Source organism: bacterium (genome assembly GCA_019637795.1).
GTDB lineage: Bacteria > Desulfobacterota > Binatia > HRBIN30 > CADEER01 > JAHBUY01.
In genome coordinates this window covers 1-15,825 of sequence record JAHBUY010000001.1, presented here as the reverse complement: position 1 = coordinate 15,825, position 15,825 = coordinate 1, and the positions used below count along the sequence as shown (strand labels likewise).

Here is a 15,825-nt window from a genome sequence, read left to right as displayed (position 1 = left end):
TTTCCAACTCATGGTGCGGATCGTGATCGCGGACGACCATGCCCTCTTCCGCGAGGGCCTGGTCGCCATCCTGAGGCTCAAGCCGAACGTCTCGGTGGTGGCGGAGCTGGCGCGCGCCGACGAGCTGCTGACCACGCTCGCCGCGACGCCGCACGACATCCTGCTGCTCGATCTGCAGATGGACCGCGCGACCTTCTCGGACATCGAGCGGCTCGCGGAGCGCACCGCCGTGCTGGTGGTGACCGCCAGCGAGCGGTCGGAGGACGCCGTGGCCGCCCTGCGCGCCGGCGCCCGCGGCGTGGTGTTCAAGCGCTTCGCGATCGAGACGCTGATGACGGCCATCGAGGCGGTGGCCGAGGGGCACGTGTGGGTGCCGCCGGCCCTGCAGACGGAGATCGCCGCGCGCCTGCGCGATCCCTCCTTCGCGCCGCTCACCCGCCGCGAGCGCGAGATCGTCCGCCACGTCGCGCGCGGCCTGCGCAACGCCGAGGTCGGCGGCCGCCTCGGCGTCACCGAGGGCACGGTCAAGACGCACCTCAACAACGTCTTCCAGAAGCTCGGGGTGCGCGATCGGGTCGAGCTCACCCTCTACGCGGTCCGCACCGGGCTGATCAGCCCGACCGAACGCCGCGATCCGCCGGCGCCCAGATCCTGACGCGCTGCCGGGTGGACGCGCCCCGGCGGTCGCGCCGCTGCTACGGCCGCGGCAGGGTGATCCGCAGATCGGTGCCGGTGGCCTCGCGGCCGATGCGCATCTGCCCGCCGGCCTCGCGGACGCGCGAGTCGATCGACCAGGGCGCCTTCTGGCCGCGGAAGCCGACGCCGTCGTCGCGGATCACGACCTGCACCGAGTCGTCGGCGCTGCGGATGTCGATCGAAGCGGCCTGCGCCCTGGCATGGCGCACGATGTTGCTCAGCCCCTCGCGCACGATGCTGAGCACGCTCGTCAGGCGGTCCGGCGAGCCGGTGAAATCGGCGCGGAAGTGGATGCGGGTGTTCTGGCGCGGCGCCGGCTCGCTGGCGGTCGATCCGACGCCGGCGAGCGAGCGGACGTAGTCGCGCAGGTCGTCGTATTCGTGCTGGACGCTGGCCTGCAGCCGGGTCAGGTCCGCCAGCACCACATCGGCGGCGCCGTTCGCCAACTGGGCGCGCGCCGCTTCCAGGCGCAGGTTGACGCCGGCGAGCGCCTGCGCGTAGCCGTCGTGCAGGTCGCGGGCGATGCGATGTCGCTGATCGGCGACCTGCAGGGAGCGGATGCGTTCCTCGGCGTCGAGGCGCTGCTGGCCGAGATACACCAGCAGGTAGCCGGTGATGCCGAGATAGATCGGCCGCAGGATGTAGCTCTCGGCGTCCTCGTGGGTCGAGGCCAGCAGCACGCAGAGATACAGCAACAGCGTGACGGTGGTGAGCAAAGTCGCCCGTCGCGGACCGCTGAGCAGGCCGGCGCTGACGACCGCGAAGGCGAGGAACGGGTACGCCGGACTGGCCACGCCCTCGGTCATCGCCGCGATCGTCAGAGCGAAGGCGAGGTCGGTCCACGGCGTCACGGCGATGGTGCGCGGCGACAGCCCGCGCACCGTGCGCGCGTACAGGGCGACGCTGTAGCCGAGATACGCCAGCATCACCGCGAGGAGCCGCGTGTCCATGGTGAAGCGGCCGCTGACGAACGGGATCCAGCGCGCCAGCAGGGGCGTCTGCGAGTCGATGTAGACCGTCACGATCGCCGCCAGCGACAGCACGATGCGACAGCGCGCGATCTGCTCTTCCATCCGAACCGTCTTGGTCATGTGTGCCGTTCCCCTTGCCGACGCGCCGTTCGACCGCGCGAGCCGCCGCGGCCCTCAGTCGCCCCCGCGCGCCGCCTTGCCATCGAAGGCGGCCCGGAAGGCGGCGTGCAACGGGCGCTCGGGTCGTTGCGCGACGGCCGCCTCGACCTGGCCGCGGAGGCGTGGGTCGTGGCGGTAGAGGGCCAGCGCGTCGACGGCGGCGATGGCGTGCGACGCGGCCGAGTGGGCGGCGTGGTCGAGCAGGTAGGCGATGGCGGCGTCGCTCTTCAGCATCGCGATGGCGAGCAGCGCCGTGCGCCGTATCGCCGGGTCGAACACCCGTTCCCACCAGGCGGTGAGCGGCGCCAGGGCCGCCGGCAGGCGCGAGCCGCCGAGGGCCAGTGCCGCCGCCTCGGCGACCTCGGGCGGGTCGCGGTCGAGAAAGCCGGCGACGAAGTCGAGCGACGCCGCGGGCGCGACGGCCAGCAGCGCCAGCAGGCATTCACCGAGGACCTGTGGCTCGTCGTCGCCGAGCAGCGCCTTCAGGCGCAGCAGCGGCTGCGCCGCCGGGTTCTCGCTATAGGCGAGCGCCTGCGCCGCCAGGCGCCGGGCCGGCGCTTCACGGTCGGCGAGCAGCTCGGCGACGGCCAGCAGATAGTCGGGATGGCGCACGCGCACCAACGCCAGGGCGCAGGTGCCGCGCAACGGCACCGCGGTGTCCTGTTTGCCGCCGTACACCGGCTCGAGCTGGACGTGACGGATGCCGCGTTCGTAGACGCCGACCTCGGGGGCATTGATCCGGTACAGCGCGTCGGCGATCGCCGTCTTCGCCGCGCAGCCCGGGTCGCGGCGGAGCGGATCCTCGAAGAAGCGGTCGAACGCCGCGACCAGCTCCGGCACCAGGCCGTCGATCTCGTGCGCGGCGATGAGCGCCGCCGCCTGCGCCGCGGCGTGGTTCGAGCGGCCGGCGAGGACGGTGCGCAGGGTGGCGAGCGACGTCGGGGATGCGGGATCGGCGCGCACCGCCGCCAGCTTCTCGAGCGCCGCCTCCAGCACCGCGCCGCGCTTCATCGGAAGAGCCGCGCCCGGTTCACGCGGAGGTCACGGATGCAGGTCCATCCCGAACCGTGTCATCCGCGTGGGCCGTGGCGTGATCCTGCTCGCGAATCACCCCGCCGCGGCGCGGGGTTGGTCGGCCTCGCGGCCGAAGATCGAATGGGCGACGAGAATCGTCACGCCGATCGAGATGAACGAATCGGCGACGTTGAACGCCGGCCAGGTCCAGCCGCGGTAGTAGACGAGGAGGAAGTCGGTGACCTGGCCGAAGAGGGCGCGGTCGATGAGATTGCCGAGGGCGCCGCCGAGCACCGAGGCGAGGGCGAACAGCAGCAGGCGCTGGTCGGCGGGGATCTGGCGCACGAAGTAGATCAGGAAGCCGACCGCCACCGCCGCGGCGGCGAAGAAGAACGGCAGACGGATCGCCTCGTGGGTGTCGGCGAAGAGGGAGAACGCGCCGCCGCGGTTGGCGGCGTGGACGATGGAGAAGAAGCCGGGGAACACCGGCACGCCGTCGTGCAGGGGCAGCTCGTTGCGCACCATCCACTTGGTGAGCTGATCGACGACGACGATGCTGGCGCTGACCAGACCGACGAAGAGGCCCTTGCTCATGCCGTCTCCCGGGCCTCGCTGGGCAACGCGCGCACCACCGGCAGGCAGCGCTCGCAGAGCGCCGGGTGCGCGGCGTCGGTGCCCACCTGCTCGCTGAAGTTCCAGCAGCGCCCGCACTTGGCGCCGCGCGCCGCCGACACCGAGACGCCGAGGTGCTCGGAGGTCGCGACGTGGGCGCCGTCGCCGAGCGCGTCGGCCAGCTCGACCTGCGAAACGATGAACAGCGCCGGCAGCGTCTCGAGCACGCCGGCGAGCAGCGGCCGCAGCTCGCGGCTCGGCACGAGCTGCACGCGAGCGTCCAGCGAGTGGCCGATGGCGCCGCTCTTGCGCGCTTCCTCGAGCGCCTTGGTGACGACGGCGCGCGCCGCCAGCAGGCGCTCCCAGCGCGCGGCGAGCGCCTCGTCGACCAGCAGGGCGTCCACCGCCGGCAGCCCGGCCTCGAACACGGTGGCGGCGCGGCGTCCGGGCACGTAGGCCCAGATCTCGTCGGCGGTGTACGAGAGGATCGGCGCCATCAGGCGCACCAGCAGATCGAGCAGGCGGTGCAGCGTCGTCTGCGCGGCGCGGCGTCCGGGCGCGTCGGGGGCCGAGGTGTACAGACGGTCCTTGACCACGTCGAGGTAGAGGGCGCTGAGGTCGACGGCGCAGAAGTTCACCACGCCCTGGACCACGTGGTGGAACGCGAATTCGTCGTAGGCGGCGAGGGAGCGGGCGAGGAGCTGTTGGCCGCGGTGCAGGATCCAGCGATCGAGCTCGGGCATCGCGTCGACGGCGAGCGCGTCGCGCGCCGGGTCGAAGCCGGCGAGGTTGCCGAGCAGGAAGCGGCAGGTGTTGCGGATCTTGCGGTACGACTCGAGCAGGGGCGTGATCAGGCTCTGCGAGAAGCAGGTGTCGGCGGTGAAATCGACGGAGGCGAAGAGCAGGCGCAGGATGTCGGCGCCGTGCTTCGCGATCACCTCGTCGGGGGCGACCACGTTGCCGAGCGACTTCGACATCTTCTTGGCATTCTGGTCGAGGATCAGCCCGTGCGTCAGCACCGCGCGGTACGGCGCCGTGCCGGTGGTGGCGACCGACGTGATCAGCGACACCTGGAACCAGCCGCGGTGCTGATCGACCGCCTCGACGTAGAGGTCGGCCGGCCAGCCGAGGGCGCGCGCGTTGAGCACGGCGTCGTGCGAGCAGCCGGCGTCGAACCAGACGTCGAGAATGTTGTCGTCGCGGGTGAACGCGGTGCTGCCGCACTGGCAGGCGTAGCCGGGCGGCAGCAGCTCGGACTCGGACAGCTCGTACCAGGCATCGGAGCCGCGTTGGCGGAAGATCGCCTCGACGTGCGCGATCACCGCCGGGTCGGCGTGGGCCGCGTGGCAGCCGTCGCAGGCGAAGGCCGGGATCGGGACGCCCCAGGCGCGCTGGCGCGACAGGCACCAGTCGGGCCGGGTCTGCATCATGTTGCTGATGCGGTCGTGGCCCCACTTCGGCACCCAGCCGACGCGATCGATCTCGGCCACCGCGTTCTCGCGCAGGCCGGCGTGGTCGATGCGCAGGAACCACTGCTCGGTGGCGCGGAAGATCAGCGGGTTCTTGCAGCGCCAGCAGTGCGGATACGAGTGGGCGACCTGCTCGGCGTGCACCAGGCGGCCGGCGGCGCGCAGGTCGTCGACGACGCGCTGGTTCGACTCGAACACCCTGCCGCCGACGTAGGGGCCGGCGTCGATGGTGAACCGCCCCTCGGCGTCGACCGGCGTCAGCGTCGGCAGACCGTACTTCTGGCCGACCTGGAAGTCCTCGTACCCGTGTCCGGGCGCGGTGTGGACGCAGCCGGTGCCGACGTCGGCGGTGACGTGGGTCTCGAACATCGCCCGCGACGGGCGTGCGAACAGCGGATGACGGAAGGCGTCGCGCCCGTCGAGGCTGTCGAGAGCGACGGCGAAGCGGCGCCCCTCGTTGGCGGCGAGGCCGGTGGCGGCGAGGAAGGCGTCGGCCAGGCGCGCGGCGACGATCACGGTCTCCTCGCCGAGGTCGACGGCGACGTAGTCGAGCGTCGGGTTGAAGCAGATGCCGAGGTTGGCGGGCAGCGTCCACGGGGTCGTCGTCCAGATCACCGCCGCCAGCCGTCCCGCCTGCGCCGCGTCACGCAGGGCCTCGCCATCGCCCGGGTTCCGCGCCAGCGCCGCCGCTTCGTCGGGCGTGCCGGCGAATGGAAAGCGGACGTAGATCGATGGCGAGGTGTGGTCGCCGTACTCGACCTCGGCTTCGGCCAGCGCCGTGGAACAGGTGGCGCACCAGTGCACCGGGCGCAGGCCGCGATAGATGAACCCGCGCTCGGCGAGGCGGCGGAACATGCCGACGATCGCCGCCTCGTAGTCGGGCGTCATCGTCAGGTACGGATGCTGCCAGTCGCCGAGCACGCCGAGGCGCTGGAACTGCTCGCGCTGGATGGCGAAGTACTTCTCGGCGAATGCGCGGCAGCGGCGGCGGATCTCCAGCCGCGACAGGCTGCGCGCCCTGCCGCCGAGCTCGCGCAGCACCTGGTGCTCGATCGGCATGCCGTGGCAGTCCCACCCGGGGACGTAGGGCGCGTAGCGGCCCGCCATCAGTTGCCGTTTGACGATGATGTCCTTGATGATCTTGTTGAGCGCCGTGCCGAGGTGGACGTTGCCGTTGGCGTACGGCGGTCCGTCGTGCAGCAGGTACCGCTCGCCGCCGGCGTTGGCGTCGAGCAGCCGCTGGTAGAGGGCCTCGGCCTGCCAGCGCGCCAGGACCTCCGGCTCGCGAGTCGGCAGGTTGCCGCGCATCGGGAAGTCCGTCTGCGGCAGGTTCAGCGTGTGCTTGTAGTCCATCGCGGCGGGGGAGACTGGATGTACCAACCCCCCCTGGCCAGTTCAATTCGGGCTTGACGGCGGTGGTGATCCGACCTGGCAGCGCGCGCCCCGCCGGCGCCCCGCGTTGGCACGTCCGCGGATCTGCGGTAACTAGGCGCGATGGGGAAGCGGATCGTCAGTAACTTCTCGCGCGATGGATTTCCGAGCTCGCAGGCGATCGACGAGGACGGCCAGGCGAAGCCGTGCGTCTACGGGGTGCGGTGGGTGAACCCGGACACGCTGGCGACGCTCGAGAAGCACGGGCACCAGCGCACCGGCCCGCGCGGCGAGCCGCTCGCGGACGACGCCCTGGTGCGCCGTCCGCTGCGCTGACCGCGACGGGCGCATGTCCGCTGCTCCCCCGTCGCTCGCCGCTGCCCCGCCGCCGCTGCTGCAGGTGGCGTCCTGGGTCGGGCAGGGCGGGGTGGGGCACGGTTTCTTTGGCCGACGGGGCGGCTTCAGCGGCGGCGTTCTCGCCTCGCTGAACCTCTCGGAGCGGGTCGGCGACCGGCCCTGGACGGTCGGCGCCAACTGGACCCAGGTGCGCCGCGCCCTTCCCGGGCTGCGCATCGTCCGCATGCAGCAGGTGCACGGCGCCCGCGTGGTGCACGTCGCCACCGATCACGACGCGGTCGGCGAGGCCGACGGCCTGCTCACCACCGCGCCCGGGATCGGGTTGGCGGTGCTGACCGCCGATTGCGTCCCCCTGCTGGCCATGGCGCCGCGGCACGGGGCGGTGATGGCCCTGCATGCCGGGTGGCGCGGCTCGCTGGCGGGGATCGCCGCCGCCGGACTGCGCCGGGCGGCCAGCGAGCTGGGAATCCCGGCGGCCGACTGGCAGGTCGCGCTCGGACCGTCGATCGGCGGTTGCTGCTACCGGGTCGAGGCGGCGATCGGCGACCAGTTCGTGGACCGTTGGGGGGCGATGCCGGACGCCTGGCAACCTGCCGGCGGGCACGGGCAACTCGACCTCCGGCAGGTGAACCGCCTCATCCTGGTCGCCGAGGGGGTGCCGTCCGAGGCGATCGTCGACGTCGGGCCGTGCACCAGTTGCGCCAGCGACGAGTTCTTTTCCCACCGCCGTTCCGGCGGTCGGGCTGGCCGCCAGCTCAGCGTCATCGGGCGGCTCGCAGGCCCCGCGTCCCCCTCGCAATGATGCACAAATCGCGGTTGCGAGGCGCCACGGGCGGGGCTAGTTTGCAGCCGGAAGGGAGTCGGTCATGAAACGTCTGCTTCTGGCCCTGATGATGGCGTCGATGGTGTCGCTGGCGGCTCGCGCGGCGACCGCCGACGATCGGTACGCGGATGAGCAGGAGTACGAGGACGCGTTCAGCAACCCGCTCCGTCTCGCTTACTACGTGATCTACCCGGTGGGCTTCACGGTCGAGTGGCTGGTGATGCGCCCCTTCCACTACATCGTGTCCCGGCCCGGCCTCGACCGCGTGTTCGGCTACCAGCCGATCGGCGAGGAGGGGAACTACAACCGGATGGGCGAGCACATGTAGCAGCGCCGGCCGGCGCGCCCGGGGCATCCGCGACGGACGAACGACGAACCGCGGATCACACGGATTGCACGGATGAGGCCGCCTTCATCCGAATCGGTGTGATCCGCGGTTTTTTTTCGTCCCGAGGTCAGCCCGCCACGGCGCGGCGGCGGCGCGATTCGTGGCGTTCCGCCGCCAGCTCGAGGAGCCGCGAGACCAGAGCCGGTCCCGCCAGTCCGCTCGCCTCCCACAACTTCGGGTACATGCTGATCGAGGTGAACCCGGGGATGGTGTTGAGCTCGTTGACGTACACCCTGCCGCTGCCGTTCTCGAGGAAGAAGTCCACCCGCGCCATGCCGCTGCACTCGACGGTGCGGTAGGCGCGGACCGCGAGCTCGCGGATGCGCTCACCGGTCTCGTCGTCGAGGTCGGCTGGGATCCGCGTCTGCGCCAGGCTGTGGGCGGCGTACTTGTCCTCGTACGAGTAGAACGCCTCGCCGGGCACGATCTCGCCCGCAACCGAGGCCCGGGGGTCGTCGTTGCCGAGCACCGCGCATTCGATCTCCCGGCCTTCGATGGCGCGCTCGACCAGGACCTTGGCGTCGAGCGCCAGGGCGGCGTCGATCGCCGCCTCGAGGACGGCGGGGGCGTTCTCGCTCACCCGTGTCACGCCGAGGGACGACCCCAGGTTGGCGGGTTTCACGAACAGCGGTCGGCCCAGGGCGGCGATGGCGCCCCGCACCGTCTCGCGCCGCTGCGCCCAGTCGCGCGCGGTGACCAGAACGTAGGGCACGATGTCGATGCCGGCATCGCGCAACAGCCGCTTGCACACGTCCTTGTCCATGCACACCGCGGCGGCGAGCACGCCGACGCCCACATAGGGCACGTCGAAGCTGTCGAGCAGCCCCTGAATCGTGCCGTCCTCGCCGTACGGTCCGTGCAGGACGGGGAAGACGAGGTCGAGATCCGGCAGCGACGCCCCTGGCTGGCGCGGATCGAGCAGCCCGCAGCGGCCGCCGCGCGGCAGCGGCACCACCGGGCGGCCGGCGTCCGGCGTCAGCTCGTCGGCGAGCTTCCAGTACGCGTCCTCCGCCAGCAGGTGCCAGCCCCCGGCGCGGTCGATGCCGATCAGAGCCGGTTGAAATCGCTGCCGATCGAGCGACTCGACCACGAAGCGGGAGGAGCGGATCGAGATCGGGTGCTCACCCGATCGGCCACCGAACAGGATGCCGACGGTCTGGCGGGACGGGGTCATTGGGCCGCTCATGTAGCACACGCGGACCGCAGGCACGCGAACCCCCTGGGATCGGTCGGTCGCCAGCGCGAGCCGTTCCACGCTCGTAGGAGAAATCGTCTTGCGCCGAATCCGCGAACTGCGATACAAGCCGCCCATACCAATCGCGGACTAGATCGATGCAGACCGTGCACACGCAAATCACCCATCTAATCGCCGACGGCGGCGCGATGTGGTGCGTCGGCGCGGTGGCGTTCGCCTCGGTCCAGGTGGTGGCGCCGCGCGCCAATAAGGTGCGTACCACCATTCGACCGGCGGCGACCGGTGGTCCAGCGGGAGGGATCTCCTAGGGCAACACGACCTCAAACCTTCTGCTCAAAAAAGGGCCACCGGGAAAACCGGTGGCCCTTTTTTTTGGTCTCTGGCGCGAGGGACCGCGCGAGCCACGATCTGACCGGCCGGCAGGATCGCGGCTCACGACACGGCGCGTGGCGCAACACAACGAAAATGGAGGAGACAACGATGCAAGGGCTCGATGCGAACTTTGTGGCGGAGCGGCTGCGCGAGGTGGTGGCAGACGAGCCGAAGGCGTTCGCCTACGACATCGGCGTCAGCCTGTCGGCCATCTACAACTACATGAACGGCCGCATTCCCTCGACCGAGGTCCTCTTCCGGATCGCCCGGTACACCGGGCGGCCGATGGAGTGGTTCCTCGAGGCCGAAGGGTGCGGCGAGTCGGTCGAGCGGAACGTCGTCGGTGGCAGCGCCGGTATTCGGGCGGTTGCGGCGTAGATTCGGCGACCTCCGCGCTTCAGCGATGAGCTGAAAGGAAGGAGAGGCATGTTCTGGTATCCGTGCACGGGCTCGATTCCCTCCGCCTTCGACTGGTCCGCGGGGTTCTTCACCCTCGGCCTGGCGACGGTGGCCCTGGTGGGGGCGATCCGCATCGGATGGCTGGCCCTGCGGGCGCACGCAGACCCGCGCTGCGAGATCGTGCCGGTACCGTTCCACCCCCGGATGGTCGACGACCACGAACCGGCGGTGAAACAGGCTGCGGCATGAGGACAACCGATGGACGCGGCGGGGGGCGCCCCGCCGCGTGATCGGCGCTGGCCTTCTGCGCTAGGTAATGAGCCGGGAGGCCCGGTCACGAACGCATCCAATCCGACGACGCGCGTCGATCGCTGGCTGTGGGCGGCGCGCGCCTTCAAGTCGCGATCGCAGGCGGCTCAGGCCTGCGACGGCGGCAAGGTCATGGTCAACGACGCCGGCGCCAAGCCGCACAAGCTGATCCGCCCCGGCGACGAGGTCGCCTTCACCACCCCGGGCGGCCGGCGCATCTGGAAAGTGCTCGACCTCGCCGAGCGCCGCGGCCCGGCCAGCGTGGCTCGCGCGCTGTACGAAGACCTCACCCCGCCACCGCCGCCGGAGCCGGTTGCGGACTCGACCCTGCCGCGCCGCGACCCGGGCAGCGGCCGCCCGACCAAGCGCGATCGCCGGCAGATGCGGAAATTCTTCGGCTGACGGCGGCTCACCGCCGCAACGCGGCGCTGATCCGTTCCTTCGCCTCCGGCGTGCACCACGACGGCACCACCTCCTCGTGGAAGTGGCGCAACTGCCCATCGCTCAGGGTCAGCACGCCGTGGCGCAGCGTCCGCTTGGTGGCCTGATAGGTGGCGCGCGGCACCCCGGCCAGGCGCGCCACGGCCGCCTGGGCCGCCGGCAGCGGGTCGGCGGCGACCTCGTCGACCAAGCCGAGCTGGCACGCCGTGCGCGGATCGTGGAGGCCGGCTTCGAGAAGGACGCGCTCGAGGTGGCGGCGCGGCAGGCGATCGCGCACCAGGTTCATGATCATCGGCGGGAACTCCAGCCCGAGGGCGACCTCGTTGAGGCCGATGCGGACGTCGGCGCGATCGACGGCGACCCGCCAGTCGCAGCACAGCGCCAGCACGCAGCCGCCGGCGATGGCGTGGCCATCGATGCACGCCACCGTCGGGCCGGGGTACTCGTACAGCGCCTGCACCAGGGTATCGAGCAGGCACAGGAAGCGGGCCATGGCGCACACGTCGAGCGACGCGACCTCCTTGAGGTTCAGCCCGGCGGAGAACGCGCCGCCGGCGCCGGTCAGCAGCAGCGGGCGTCCGCCGGCGTCGCGCAGCGCGCCGACCAGGCGCTGCATGTGATCACTGCTCAGGGCGTTGCGCCCCGGGGCGGAGAGCTCGAGCTGGTAGACGTCGTCGGCCATGCGCGGGTCCGTATCCCGTCTCCGACCGGGTCGCAAAGCCATTTCAGAGGCGGCACGCGCGCGCGAGCGGCGGCGGCGCGAGCTTGACCAGGCGCGGTGGCGTTGATCGGGCGCGGCTTTCTGGCATCTTCCCCCCCATGGCTGGCCCACACGTGTTCGATGTCACCGACGCTGATTTCGAGGCGCGGGTGATGGACCGCTCGTACCATGTCCCGGTGGTGGTCGACTTCTGGGCCGAGTGGTGCGCGCCCTGCCGCACCCTCGGGCCGCTGCTCGAGCGCCTCGTCGCCGAACACGGCGGCGCCCTCGAGCTGGCGAAGGTGAACATCGACCAGAACCCGATGCTGGCCACGGCCTTCAGCGTTCAGAGCATCCCGATGGTCATCGGTCTGCGCAACGGCGAGATCGTCGGACAGTTCCTCGGCGCGCAATCCCAGACCGCGGTGCGCGATTTCCTGACCCGCCTGTTGCCAAGCCGCCCCGAACGGATGGCCGAGGAGGGCGCCGTGCTCCTCGCCGCCGGCCAGGTGGAGGAGGCCGAGGCGCTGTTCCGCCAGGTGCTGGCCGAGGATCGGCACTCGGACAAGGCGCTGCTGGGTCTGGCGACCGTCCTCGCCGGGCGCGACGCCCACGAGGACGCGCTGGCGCTGCTGGACCGGGTCGGTGGCGGCCCCCAGCGCATGGCCGCCGATCGACTGGCGGCGGCGGTGCGCATCCGCCAATCGGGGAGTGGCGACATCGACGCCCTGCGCGCCCGCCTGGCGGACAGCCCGGACGATCTCGAGGCCCGCTTCGCCCTCGCCCAGGCGCTGGCCGGCGCCGGATTCCACGAGGAGGCGCTGCAGCACTTCCTGGTGATCGTGCGGCGCGACCGCCGCCTCCACGACGACGGCGCCCGCAGGGCGATGGTCGACATCTTCGACATCCTCGGCAATTCCAACGACCTCACCGAACGCTTCCGCGGCGAGCTGGCGAAGGCCCTGTTCCGCTGATGCCCGGGCGCCGCGCCGGCGGCGCCTGACGGCGCGCGCATGGCGCCGCGATCCGCGCGCAAGCCCATCCAGCCGCTCGCCACCTGCGGGCGACCGGTCGCGCCGCTTTCCTGTTCATGCCGCCGCCGACTGTGCTTAGGTCGCGGTCGAACGGGGAGGGTGGATGAAGTTCGGCATCTTCTACGAGCACCAGTTGCCGCGGCCCTGGGAGCCGGACAGCGAGCTGCGGCTGTACCAGGAGGCGCTCGACCAGGTGGAGCTCGCGGATCGGCTGGGCATCGACTACGCGTGGGAGGTCGAGCACCACTTCCTCGAGGAGTACTCGCACTCGCCGGCCCCCGAAGTGTTCCTCGCCGCCTGCTCGCAACGCACGCGACGCATCCGGCTCGGCCACGGCATCGTCCTCACGCCGCCGGGATACAACCACCCGGCCAAGGTGGCGGCGCGCATCGCCGCCCTCGACCTGGTCTCCGGGGGCCGCGTCGACTTCGGCACCGGCGAGTCCGCCTCGCGCGCCGAGCTCGAGGGCTTCGGCATCGACCCGGCGAAGAAGCGCGCGATGTGGCGCGAGGCCACCGAGCAGTGCGCCAACCTGCTGGCCATGGATCCCTATCCCGGCTTCCAGGGCGAGTTCTTCTCCATGCCCTGTCGCAACCTGGTGCCGAAGCCGGTGCAGAAGCCGCACCCGCCGATGTGGCTGGCGTGCTCGAACCGCGACACCATCCACACCGCCGCCAAGCTCGGGCTCGGCGCGCTCACCTTCGCCTTCGTCGATCCCAACGAGGCGCGCCACTGGGTCGACGATTACTACCGGACGTTCGAGCGCGAGTGCGAGCCGATCGGCTGGGCGCCCAATCCGAACGTCGCCATGGTCACCGGCTTCTCCTGCCACCGCGACGCCGCCGAGGCGCGCCGCCGCGGTCTCGACGGCTTCCGCTTCTTCGGCTTCGCCCTGGCGCACTACTACCTGTTCGGCATCCACCGGCCGGGCCGCACCGACATCTGGAAGAGCTTCGAGGGGGTGCGCGACGCGATGCCCGACATGGGGCCGGTCGAGGGCGGCATCGGCACGCCGGAGATGCTGCGCGCCCACCTGCGCAAGTTCGCCGACGTCGGCGTCGACCAGGTCATCTTCATCCAGCAGGGCGGCCGCAACCGCCACGAGCACATCTGCGAATCGCTGCAGCTCTTCGCCGCCGAGGTGATGCCCGAGTTCACGGCGCACGAAGGCGAGCGCGAGCGCGCCAAGGCCGAGCGCCTGGCGCCGGCGATCGCCGCCGCGCTGCGGCGCAAGACCTTCATGCCGCAGCCGAGCGACGACCAGATCGAGACCTTCCAGGCCTACGGGCGCGCCGTCGCCGAGACCTCGGGGCAGGGCGCGGGCCTGCAGATCCCGCGCCAGCATCCGGCCCGCTGACCCGCGCCCGCCGCCGCGCCGACGTCATGGATCGGCGGCGATGATCGCCGTGCCGTCGGATTCGAGGTAGGCCCTCGCCTGCGCCAGGGCCTGCGGCACCACGAAGGTCACCAGGTGGCCGTTGCTGGCGGGCTGTCCGTACTCCGCCATCACGAAGCGCCAGATGCCGCTGCAGCCGTCCTCGGACTGACAGCCGCCGCTGGCCTTCACATCGGCGAGGCCGGCGGCGCGCGCCAGGTTCTCCGTCGTCTCGTTCGGCACGATGGTGTCGACGATGCCCTCGTGCACCAGGATGCGTTTCGCCGGCACGCCGGGGAGCCGCCGTTCCGGGTCGATCAGGAACGGTGCCGCGTTCACCGGATCGCCGGGGTCGAGCGCCCACTGCGAGACATTGATGAAGTTGTGCAGCAGGACCGGGAAGTACGGGTCGCCGCGCGGCACGCCGACCGCCTGCGCCAGCGTCGGCTGCAGCAGGTCGCCGATGAACGGCGAGCGGATGATGCCCGCCAGGCCGCCGCCCGGCACGCTCAGCATGCCGATCGGCACGTCGGGCGCGTGCGCCATGAACACCGTGCCCATGATGCCGCCCAGCGAGAGGCCGAGATAGCGCAGGTGCGAGGTGTCCGCCTGGTCGAACGGCGGCGCGTCGGCGCCGCGCACCATCGCGATCACCTGCAGCATGTCGGCGACCGACTGGCGAAAGTTGTCGCGGGTCGCGAATGGGTGGGCGAAGTCGAAGAAGTCGAGGAAGTTGCCGCGCCGGCCGTGCGACACCGCCGAGATGCCGATCATCATGCTGTCACGGCTGCCGAGCACGTTGGCGATGAGAATGGTGTCCCGCCCGCTCTGCCCCAGGCCATGGCCGAAGAGGGTGACCGGCCAGCCCGCCGGCGGCGGCGCTCCCTTCGGAATCGTGACGTAGAAGTCGAGCTGGTTGGTCCCCGGCGGGGTCGCCCCGGAGACCTTGTCCGGATCGAACGCGCCGTCCTCGCCGCGGAAGTCGTAGGCGGCGAAGGTGCCGACCGCCACCGCCGCGATGCTCGCCGAGGTGGCGGAGCCGACGAGCTGGCTGAACTGCGGCGTGCCCTCGGGGAAGATGCCGATCGGGAGGTCGGAAAGCTGGGTCGCGAAGTCCGGCGCGCCCGGCACCAGGGTGCCGGCGCTGAGCCGGCCGGCGATCGACGCCAGGTCGTCCGTGGTCGGTTGGGTGGTGAAGCGGTCGATGGCGACGATCGACTCCGGCGCCACGTCGAGGTCGTCACGCAGGTGCTGGATCGCCGGCAGCAGCGAGGCCCGCCAGCCGTTCAGCGCCGGCACCTCGCCGCGCAGCGCCGCGGTCAGGTCGGGGTCGCGGCGCAACGGATGGCCGTCGGCATCGCGCGCCGTGCTGGTCACCACGTAGACGTAGCTGGCGCGCGCGTCGAGCGGCACCGACGGCTGGATCTCGATCACGTTGGCGCCGGCGCTGCCGGCGGCCAGGCCGACCGCCGAGACCGCCACCGCCTCGAACGGCGCCTCGGCCCGCATCACGATCACCGCCCCTTCCGGAAGCGCGCCCGTCGCCGGCGGCGCGTCGAGCACCACCTGCATGGGCGCGAAGGTGCTGAAGCCGCTCAGGGCCGAGAACTGCGCCGCCGTCGACGCGAGATAGGCGCGCGTCGCATCGAAGCGCGGATCCGCCGGGACGACGGCCTCCAGCCGCGCGGCGGCGAGCACGACGTGGCCCGAGTCGTCGAGCAGGCGATCGCTGGGGAACGGATTGTCCGGGCTGGCGGGATCGGCGCTGAACAGCGCCACGGCGCCGACCGCCGGCGTCGCCGTGGCCGTCGCCGTCGGCGTCTCGCTCGGCGGCGCCGTGCGCGTCGCGGTCGCCGGCGCCGGCGGCGCCGTCGCGGTCAGGGTCGGCGCCAGGGTCGCGGTGGGCGGCGCGCTCGCCGTCGCCGTCGGCGGGGCGCTCGCCGTCGCCGTGGCGGCCGGGACCGTCGCGGTCGGCCGCGGTCCCGCGGCATCGTCATCACCGCAGGCGACGAGCGCGCAGGCGAGCAGCAGGACGGCGAGACGGCGCACGAGCGGCATCGGTGTTCCCCCCTTCGGACCGTCCGAGCTATGCCCCACCGCGTCGACCCGGGCAAACGACTCCGCGGCGACGACCGCTCGC

General features: G+C 71.7%; 17 protein-coding genes. 10 read left to right on the top strand and 7 right to left on the bottom strand.

Annotated elements, in window-relative coordinates:
• Positions 1-10: 10 nt before the first annotated feature.
• Positions 11-655, top strand: coding sequence for a response regulator transcription factor (locus tag KF840_00085; protein ID MBX3023289.1), 645 nt, complete (start codon positions 11-13; stop codon positions 653-655).
• A gap of 40 nt (positions 656-695) precedes the next feature.
• On the opposite strand, the gene KF840_00080 is transcribed toward KF840_00085, so the two are convergent.
• The 4 genes from KF840_00080 to ileS form a co-directional block, all read right to left on the bottom strand.
• The gene (locus KF840_00080) at positions 696-1,787 is read right to left on the bottom strand and encodes a hypothetical protein (GenBank protein ID MBX3023288.1); all 1,092 of its coding nucleotides are present in this window, start codon (positions 1,785-1,787) and stop codon (positions 696-698) included.
• 54 nt (positions 1,788-1,841) lie between these two features.
• The gene (locus KF840_00075) at positions 1,842-2,837 is read right to left on the bottom strand and encodes a hypothetical protein (GenBank protein ID MBX3023287.1); all 996 of its coding nucleotides are present in this window, start codon (positions 2,835-2,837) and stop codon (positions 1,842-1,844) included.
• Positions 2,838-2,933: 96 nt separating this feature from the next.
• Complete coding sequence (gene lspA / locus KF840_00070; protein MBX3023286.1) at positions 2,934-3,434, bottom strand: signal peptidase II; 501 nt, start codon at positions 3,432-3,434, stop codon at positions 2,934-2,936.
• The gene (gene ileS, locus KF840_00065) at positions 3,431-6,274 is read right to left on the bottom strand and encodes an isoleucine--tRNA ligase (protein MBX3023285.1); all 2,844 of its coding nucleotides are present in this window, start codon (positions 6,272-6,274) and stop codon (positions 3,431-3,433) included. The genes lspA and ileS overlap by 4 nt, the downstream gene beginning before the upstream one ends.
• A gap of 141 nt (positions 6,275-6,415) precedes the next feature.
• Between ileS and KF840_00060 the strand changes: the two genes are divergently transcribed.
• The 3 genes from KF840_00060 to KF840_00050 all read left to right on the top strand — a co-directional run bounded on the left by KF840_00060 (position 6,416) and on the right by KF840_00050 (position 7,800).
• Entirely contained in the window at positions 6,416-6,628 is a 213-nt protein-coding gene (locus tag KF840_00060) for a hypothetical protein (protein MBX3023284.1), read from the top strand.
• A gap of 13 nt (positions 6,629-6,641) precedes the next feature.
• Positions 6,642-7,451 (top strand): peptidoglycan editing factor PgeF, encoded by an 810-nt coding sequence (gene pgeF, locus KF840_00055; protein MBX3023283.1) that lies wholly within the window; start codon positions 6,642-6,644, stop codon positions 7,449-7,451.
• Between the two features lie 64 nt (positions 7,452-7,515).
• Entirely contained in the window at positions 7,516-7,800 is a 285-nt protein-coding gene (locus KF840_00050) for a hypothetical protein (protein MBX3023282.1), read from the top strand.
• A gap of 127 nt (positions 7,801-7,927) precedes the next feature.
• On the opposite strand, the gene KF840_00045 is transcribed toward KF840_00050, so the two are convergent.
• Entirely contained in the window at positions 7,928-9,046 is a 1,119-nt protein-coding gene (locus KF840_00045) for a D-alanine--D-alanine ligase (protein MBX3023281.1), read from the bottom strand.
• A 146-nt stretch (positions 9,047-9,192) separates the two neighbouring features.
• Here KF840_00045 and KF840_00040 point away from each other — a divergent pair, with 146 nt between their 5' ends.
• The 4 genes from KF840_00040 to KF840_00025 all read left to right on the top strand — a co-directional run bounded on the left by KF840_00040 (position 9,193) and on the right by KF840_00025 (position 10,537).
• On the top strand, positions 9,193-9,363 hold the full coding sequence (locus tag KF840_00040) for a hypothetical protein (protein MBX3023280.1): 171 nt from the start codon (positions 9,193-9,195) through the stop codon (positions 9,361-9,363).
• Positions 9,364-9,535: 172 nt separating this feature from the next.
• Complete coding sequence (locus KF840_00035) at positions 9,536-9,805, top strand: helix-turn-helix transcriptional regulator (protein ID MBX3023279.1); 270 nt, start codon at positions 9,536-9,538, stop codon at positions 9,803-9,805.
• Between the two features lie 48 nt (positions 9,806-9,853).
• Entirely contained in the window at positions 9,854-10,075 is a 222-nt protein-coding gene (locus KF840_00030; GenBank protein ID MBX3023278.1) for a hypothetical protein, read from the top strand.
• 9 nt (positions 10,076-10,084) lie between these two features.
• Complete coding sequence (locus tag KF840_00025) at positions 10,085-10,537, top strand: RNA-binding S4 domain-containing protein (protein MBX3023277.1); 453 nt, start codon at positions 10,085-10,087, stop codon at positions 10,535-10,537.
• Between the two features lie 7 nt (positions 10,538-10,544).
• Here the strand turns inward: KF840_00025 and KF840_00020 are convergent, their stop codons facing one another.
• On the bottom strand, positions 10,545-11,258 hold the full coding sequence (locus KF840_00020) for an enoyl-CoA hydratase/isomerase family protein (protein MBX3023276.1): 714 nt from the start codon (positions 11,256-11,258) through the stop codon (positions 10,545-10,547).
• 137 nt (positions 11,259-11,395) lie between these two features.
• Between KF840_00020 and KF840_00015 the strand changes: the two genes are divergently transcribed.
• Together KF840_00015 and KF840_00010 are read left to right on the top strand one after the other, a co-directional pair.
• Complete coding sequence (locus tag KF840_00015) at positions 11,396-12,250, top strand: tetratricopeptide repeat protein (protein ID MBX3023275.1); 855 nt, start codon at positions 11,396-11,398, stop codon at positions 12,248-12,250.
• Between the two features lie 163 nt (positions 12,251-12,413).
• Positions 12,414-13,667, top strand: coding sequence for an LLM class flavin-dependent oxidoreductase (locus KF840_00010; GenBank protein MBX3023274.1), 1,254 nt, complete (start codon positions 12,414-12,416; stop codon positions 13,665-13,667).
• Between the two features lie 24 nt (positions 13,668-13,691).
• Here KF840_00010 and KF840_00005 read toward each other — a convergent pair whose 3' ends face one another.
• Positions 13,692-15,743, bottom strand: a complete 2,052-nt coding sequence (locus tag KF840_00005) for a hypothetical protein (GenBank protein ID MBX3023273.1) — start codon at positions 15,741-15,743, stop codon at positions 13,692-13,694.
• Positions 15,744-15,825: the final 82 nt, after the last annotated feature.

What these genes read in the sequence shown, in the direction of transcription:
- KF840_00085 (MBX3023289.1), top strand. Translation starts at nt 11, where the DNA reads ATGGTGCGGATCGTGATCGCGGACGACCATGCCCTCTTCCGCGAGGGC.
- KF840_00080 (MBX3023288.1), bottom strand. Translation starts at nt 1,787, where the DNA reads ATGACCAAGACGGTTCGGATGGAAGAGCAGATCGCGCGCTGTCGCATC.
- KF840_00075 (MBX3023287.1), bottom strand. Translation starts at nt 2,837, where the DNA reads ATGAAGCGCGGCGCGGTGCTGGAGGCGGCGCTCGAGAAGCTGGCGGCG.
- lspA (MBX3023286.1), bottom strand. Translation starts at nt 3,434, where the DNA reads ATGAGCAAGGGCCTCTTCGTCGGTCTGGTCAGCGCCAGCATCGTCGTC.
- ileS (MBX3023285.1), bottom strand. Translation starts at nt 6,274, where the DNA reads ATGGACTACAAGCACACGCTGAACCTGCCGCAGACGGACTTCCCGATG.
- KF840_00060 (MBX3023284.1), top strand. Translation starts at nt 6,416, where the DNA reads ATGGGGAAGCGGATCGTCAGTAACTTCTCGCGCGATGGATTTCCGAGC.
- pgeF (MBX3023283.1), top strand. Translation starts at nt 6,642, where the DNA reads ATGTCCGCTGCTCCCCCGTCGCTCGCCGCTGCCCCGCCGCCGCTGCTG.
- KF840_00050 (MBX3023282.1), top strand. Translation starts at nt 7,516, where the DNA reads ATGAAACGTCTGCTTCTGGCCCTGATGATGGCGTCGATGGTGTCGCTG.
- KF840_00045 (MBX3023281.1), bottom strand. Translation starts at nt 9,046, where the DNA reads ATGAGCGGCCCAATGACCCCGTCCCGCCAGACCGTCGGCATCCTGTTC.
- KF840_00040 (MBX3023280.1), top strand. Translation starts at nt 9,193, where the DNA reads ATGCAGACCGTGCACACGCAAATCACCCATCTAATCGCCGACGGCGGC.
- KF840_00035 (MBX3023279.1), top strand. Translation starts at nt 9,536, where the DNA reads ATGCAAGGGCTCGATGCGAACTTTGTGGCGGAGCGGCTGCGCGAGGTG.
- KF840_00030 (MBX3023278.1), top strand. Translation starts at nt 9,854, where the DNA reads ATGTTCTGGTATCCGTGCACGGGCTCGATTCCCTCCGCCTTCGACTGG.
- KF840_00025 (MBX3023277.1), top strand. Translation starts at nt 10,085, where the DNA reads ATGGACGCGGCGGGGGGCGCCCCGCCGCGTGATCGGCGCTGGCCTTCT.
- KF840_00020 (MBX3023276.1), bottom strand. Translation starts at nt 11,258, where the DNA reads ATGGCCGACGACGTCTACCAGCTCGAGCTCTCCGCCCCGGGGCGCAAC.
- KF840_00015 (MBX3023275.1), top strand. Translation starts at nt 11,396, where the DNA reads ATGGCTGGCCCACACGTGTTCGATGTCACCGACGCTGATTTCGAGGCG.
- KF840_00010 (MBX3023274.1), top strand. Translation starts at nt 12,414, where the DNA reads ATGAAGTTCGGCATCTTCTACGAGCACCAGTTGCCGCGGCCCTGGGAG.
- KF840_00005 (MBX3023273.1), bottom strand. Translation starts at nt 15,743, where the DNA reads ATGCCGCTCGTGCGCCGTCTCGCCGTCCTGCTGCTCGCCTGCGCGCTC.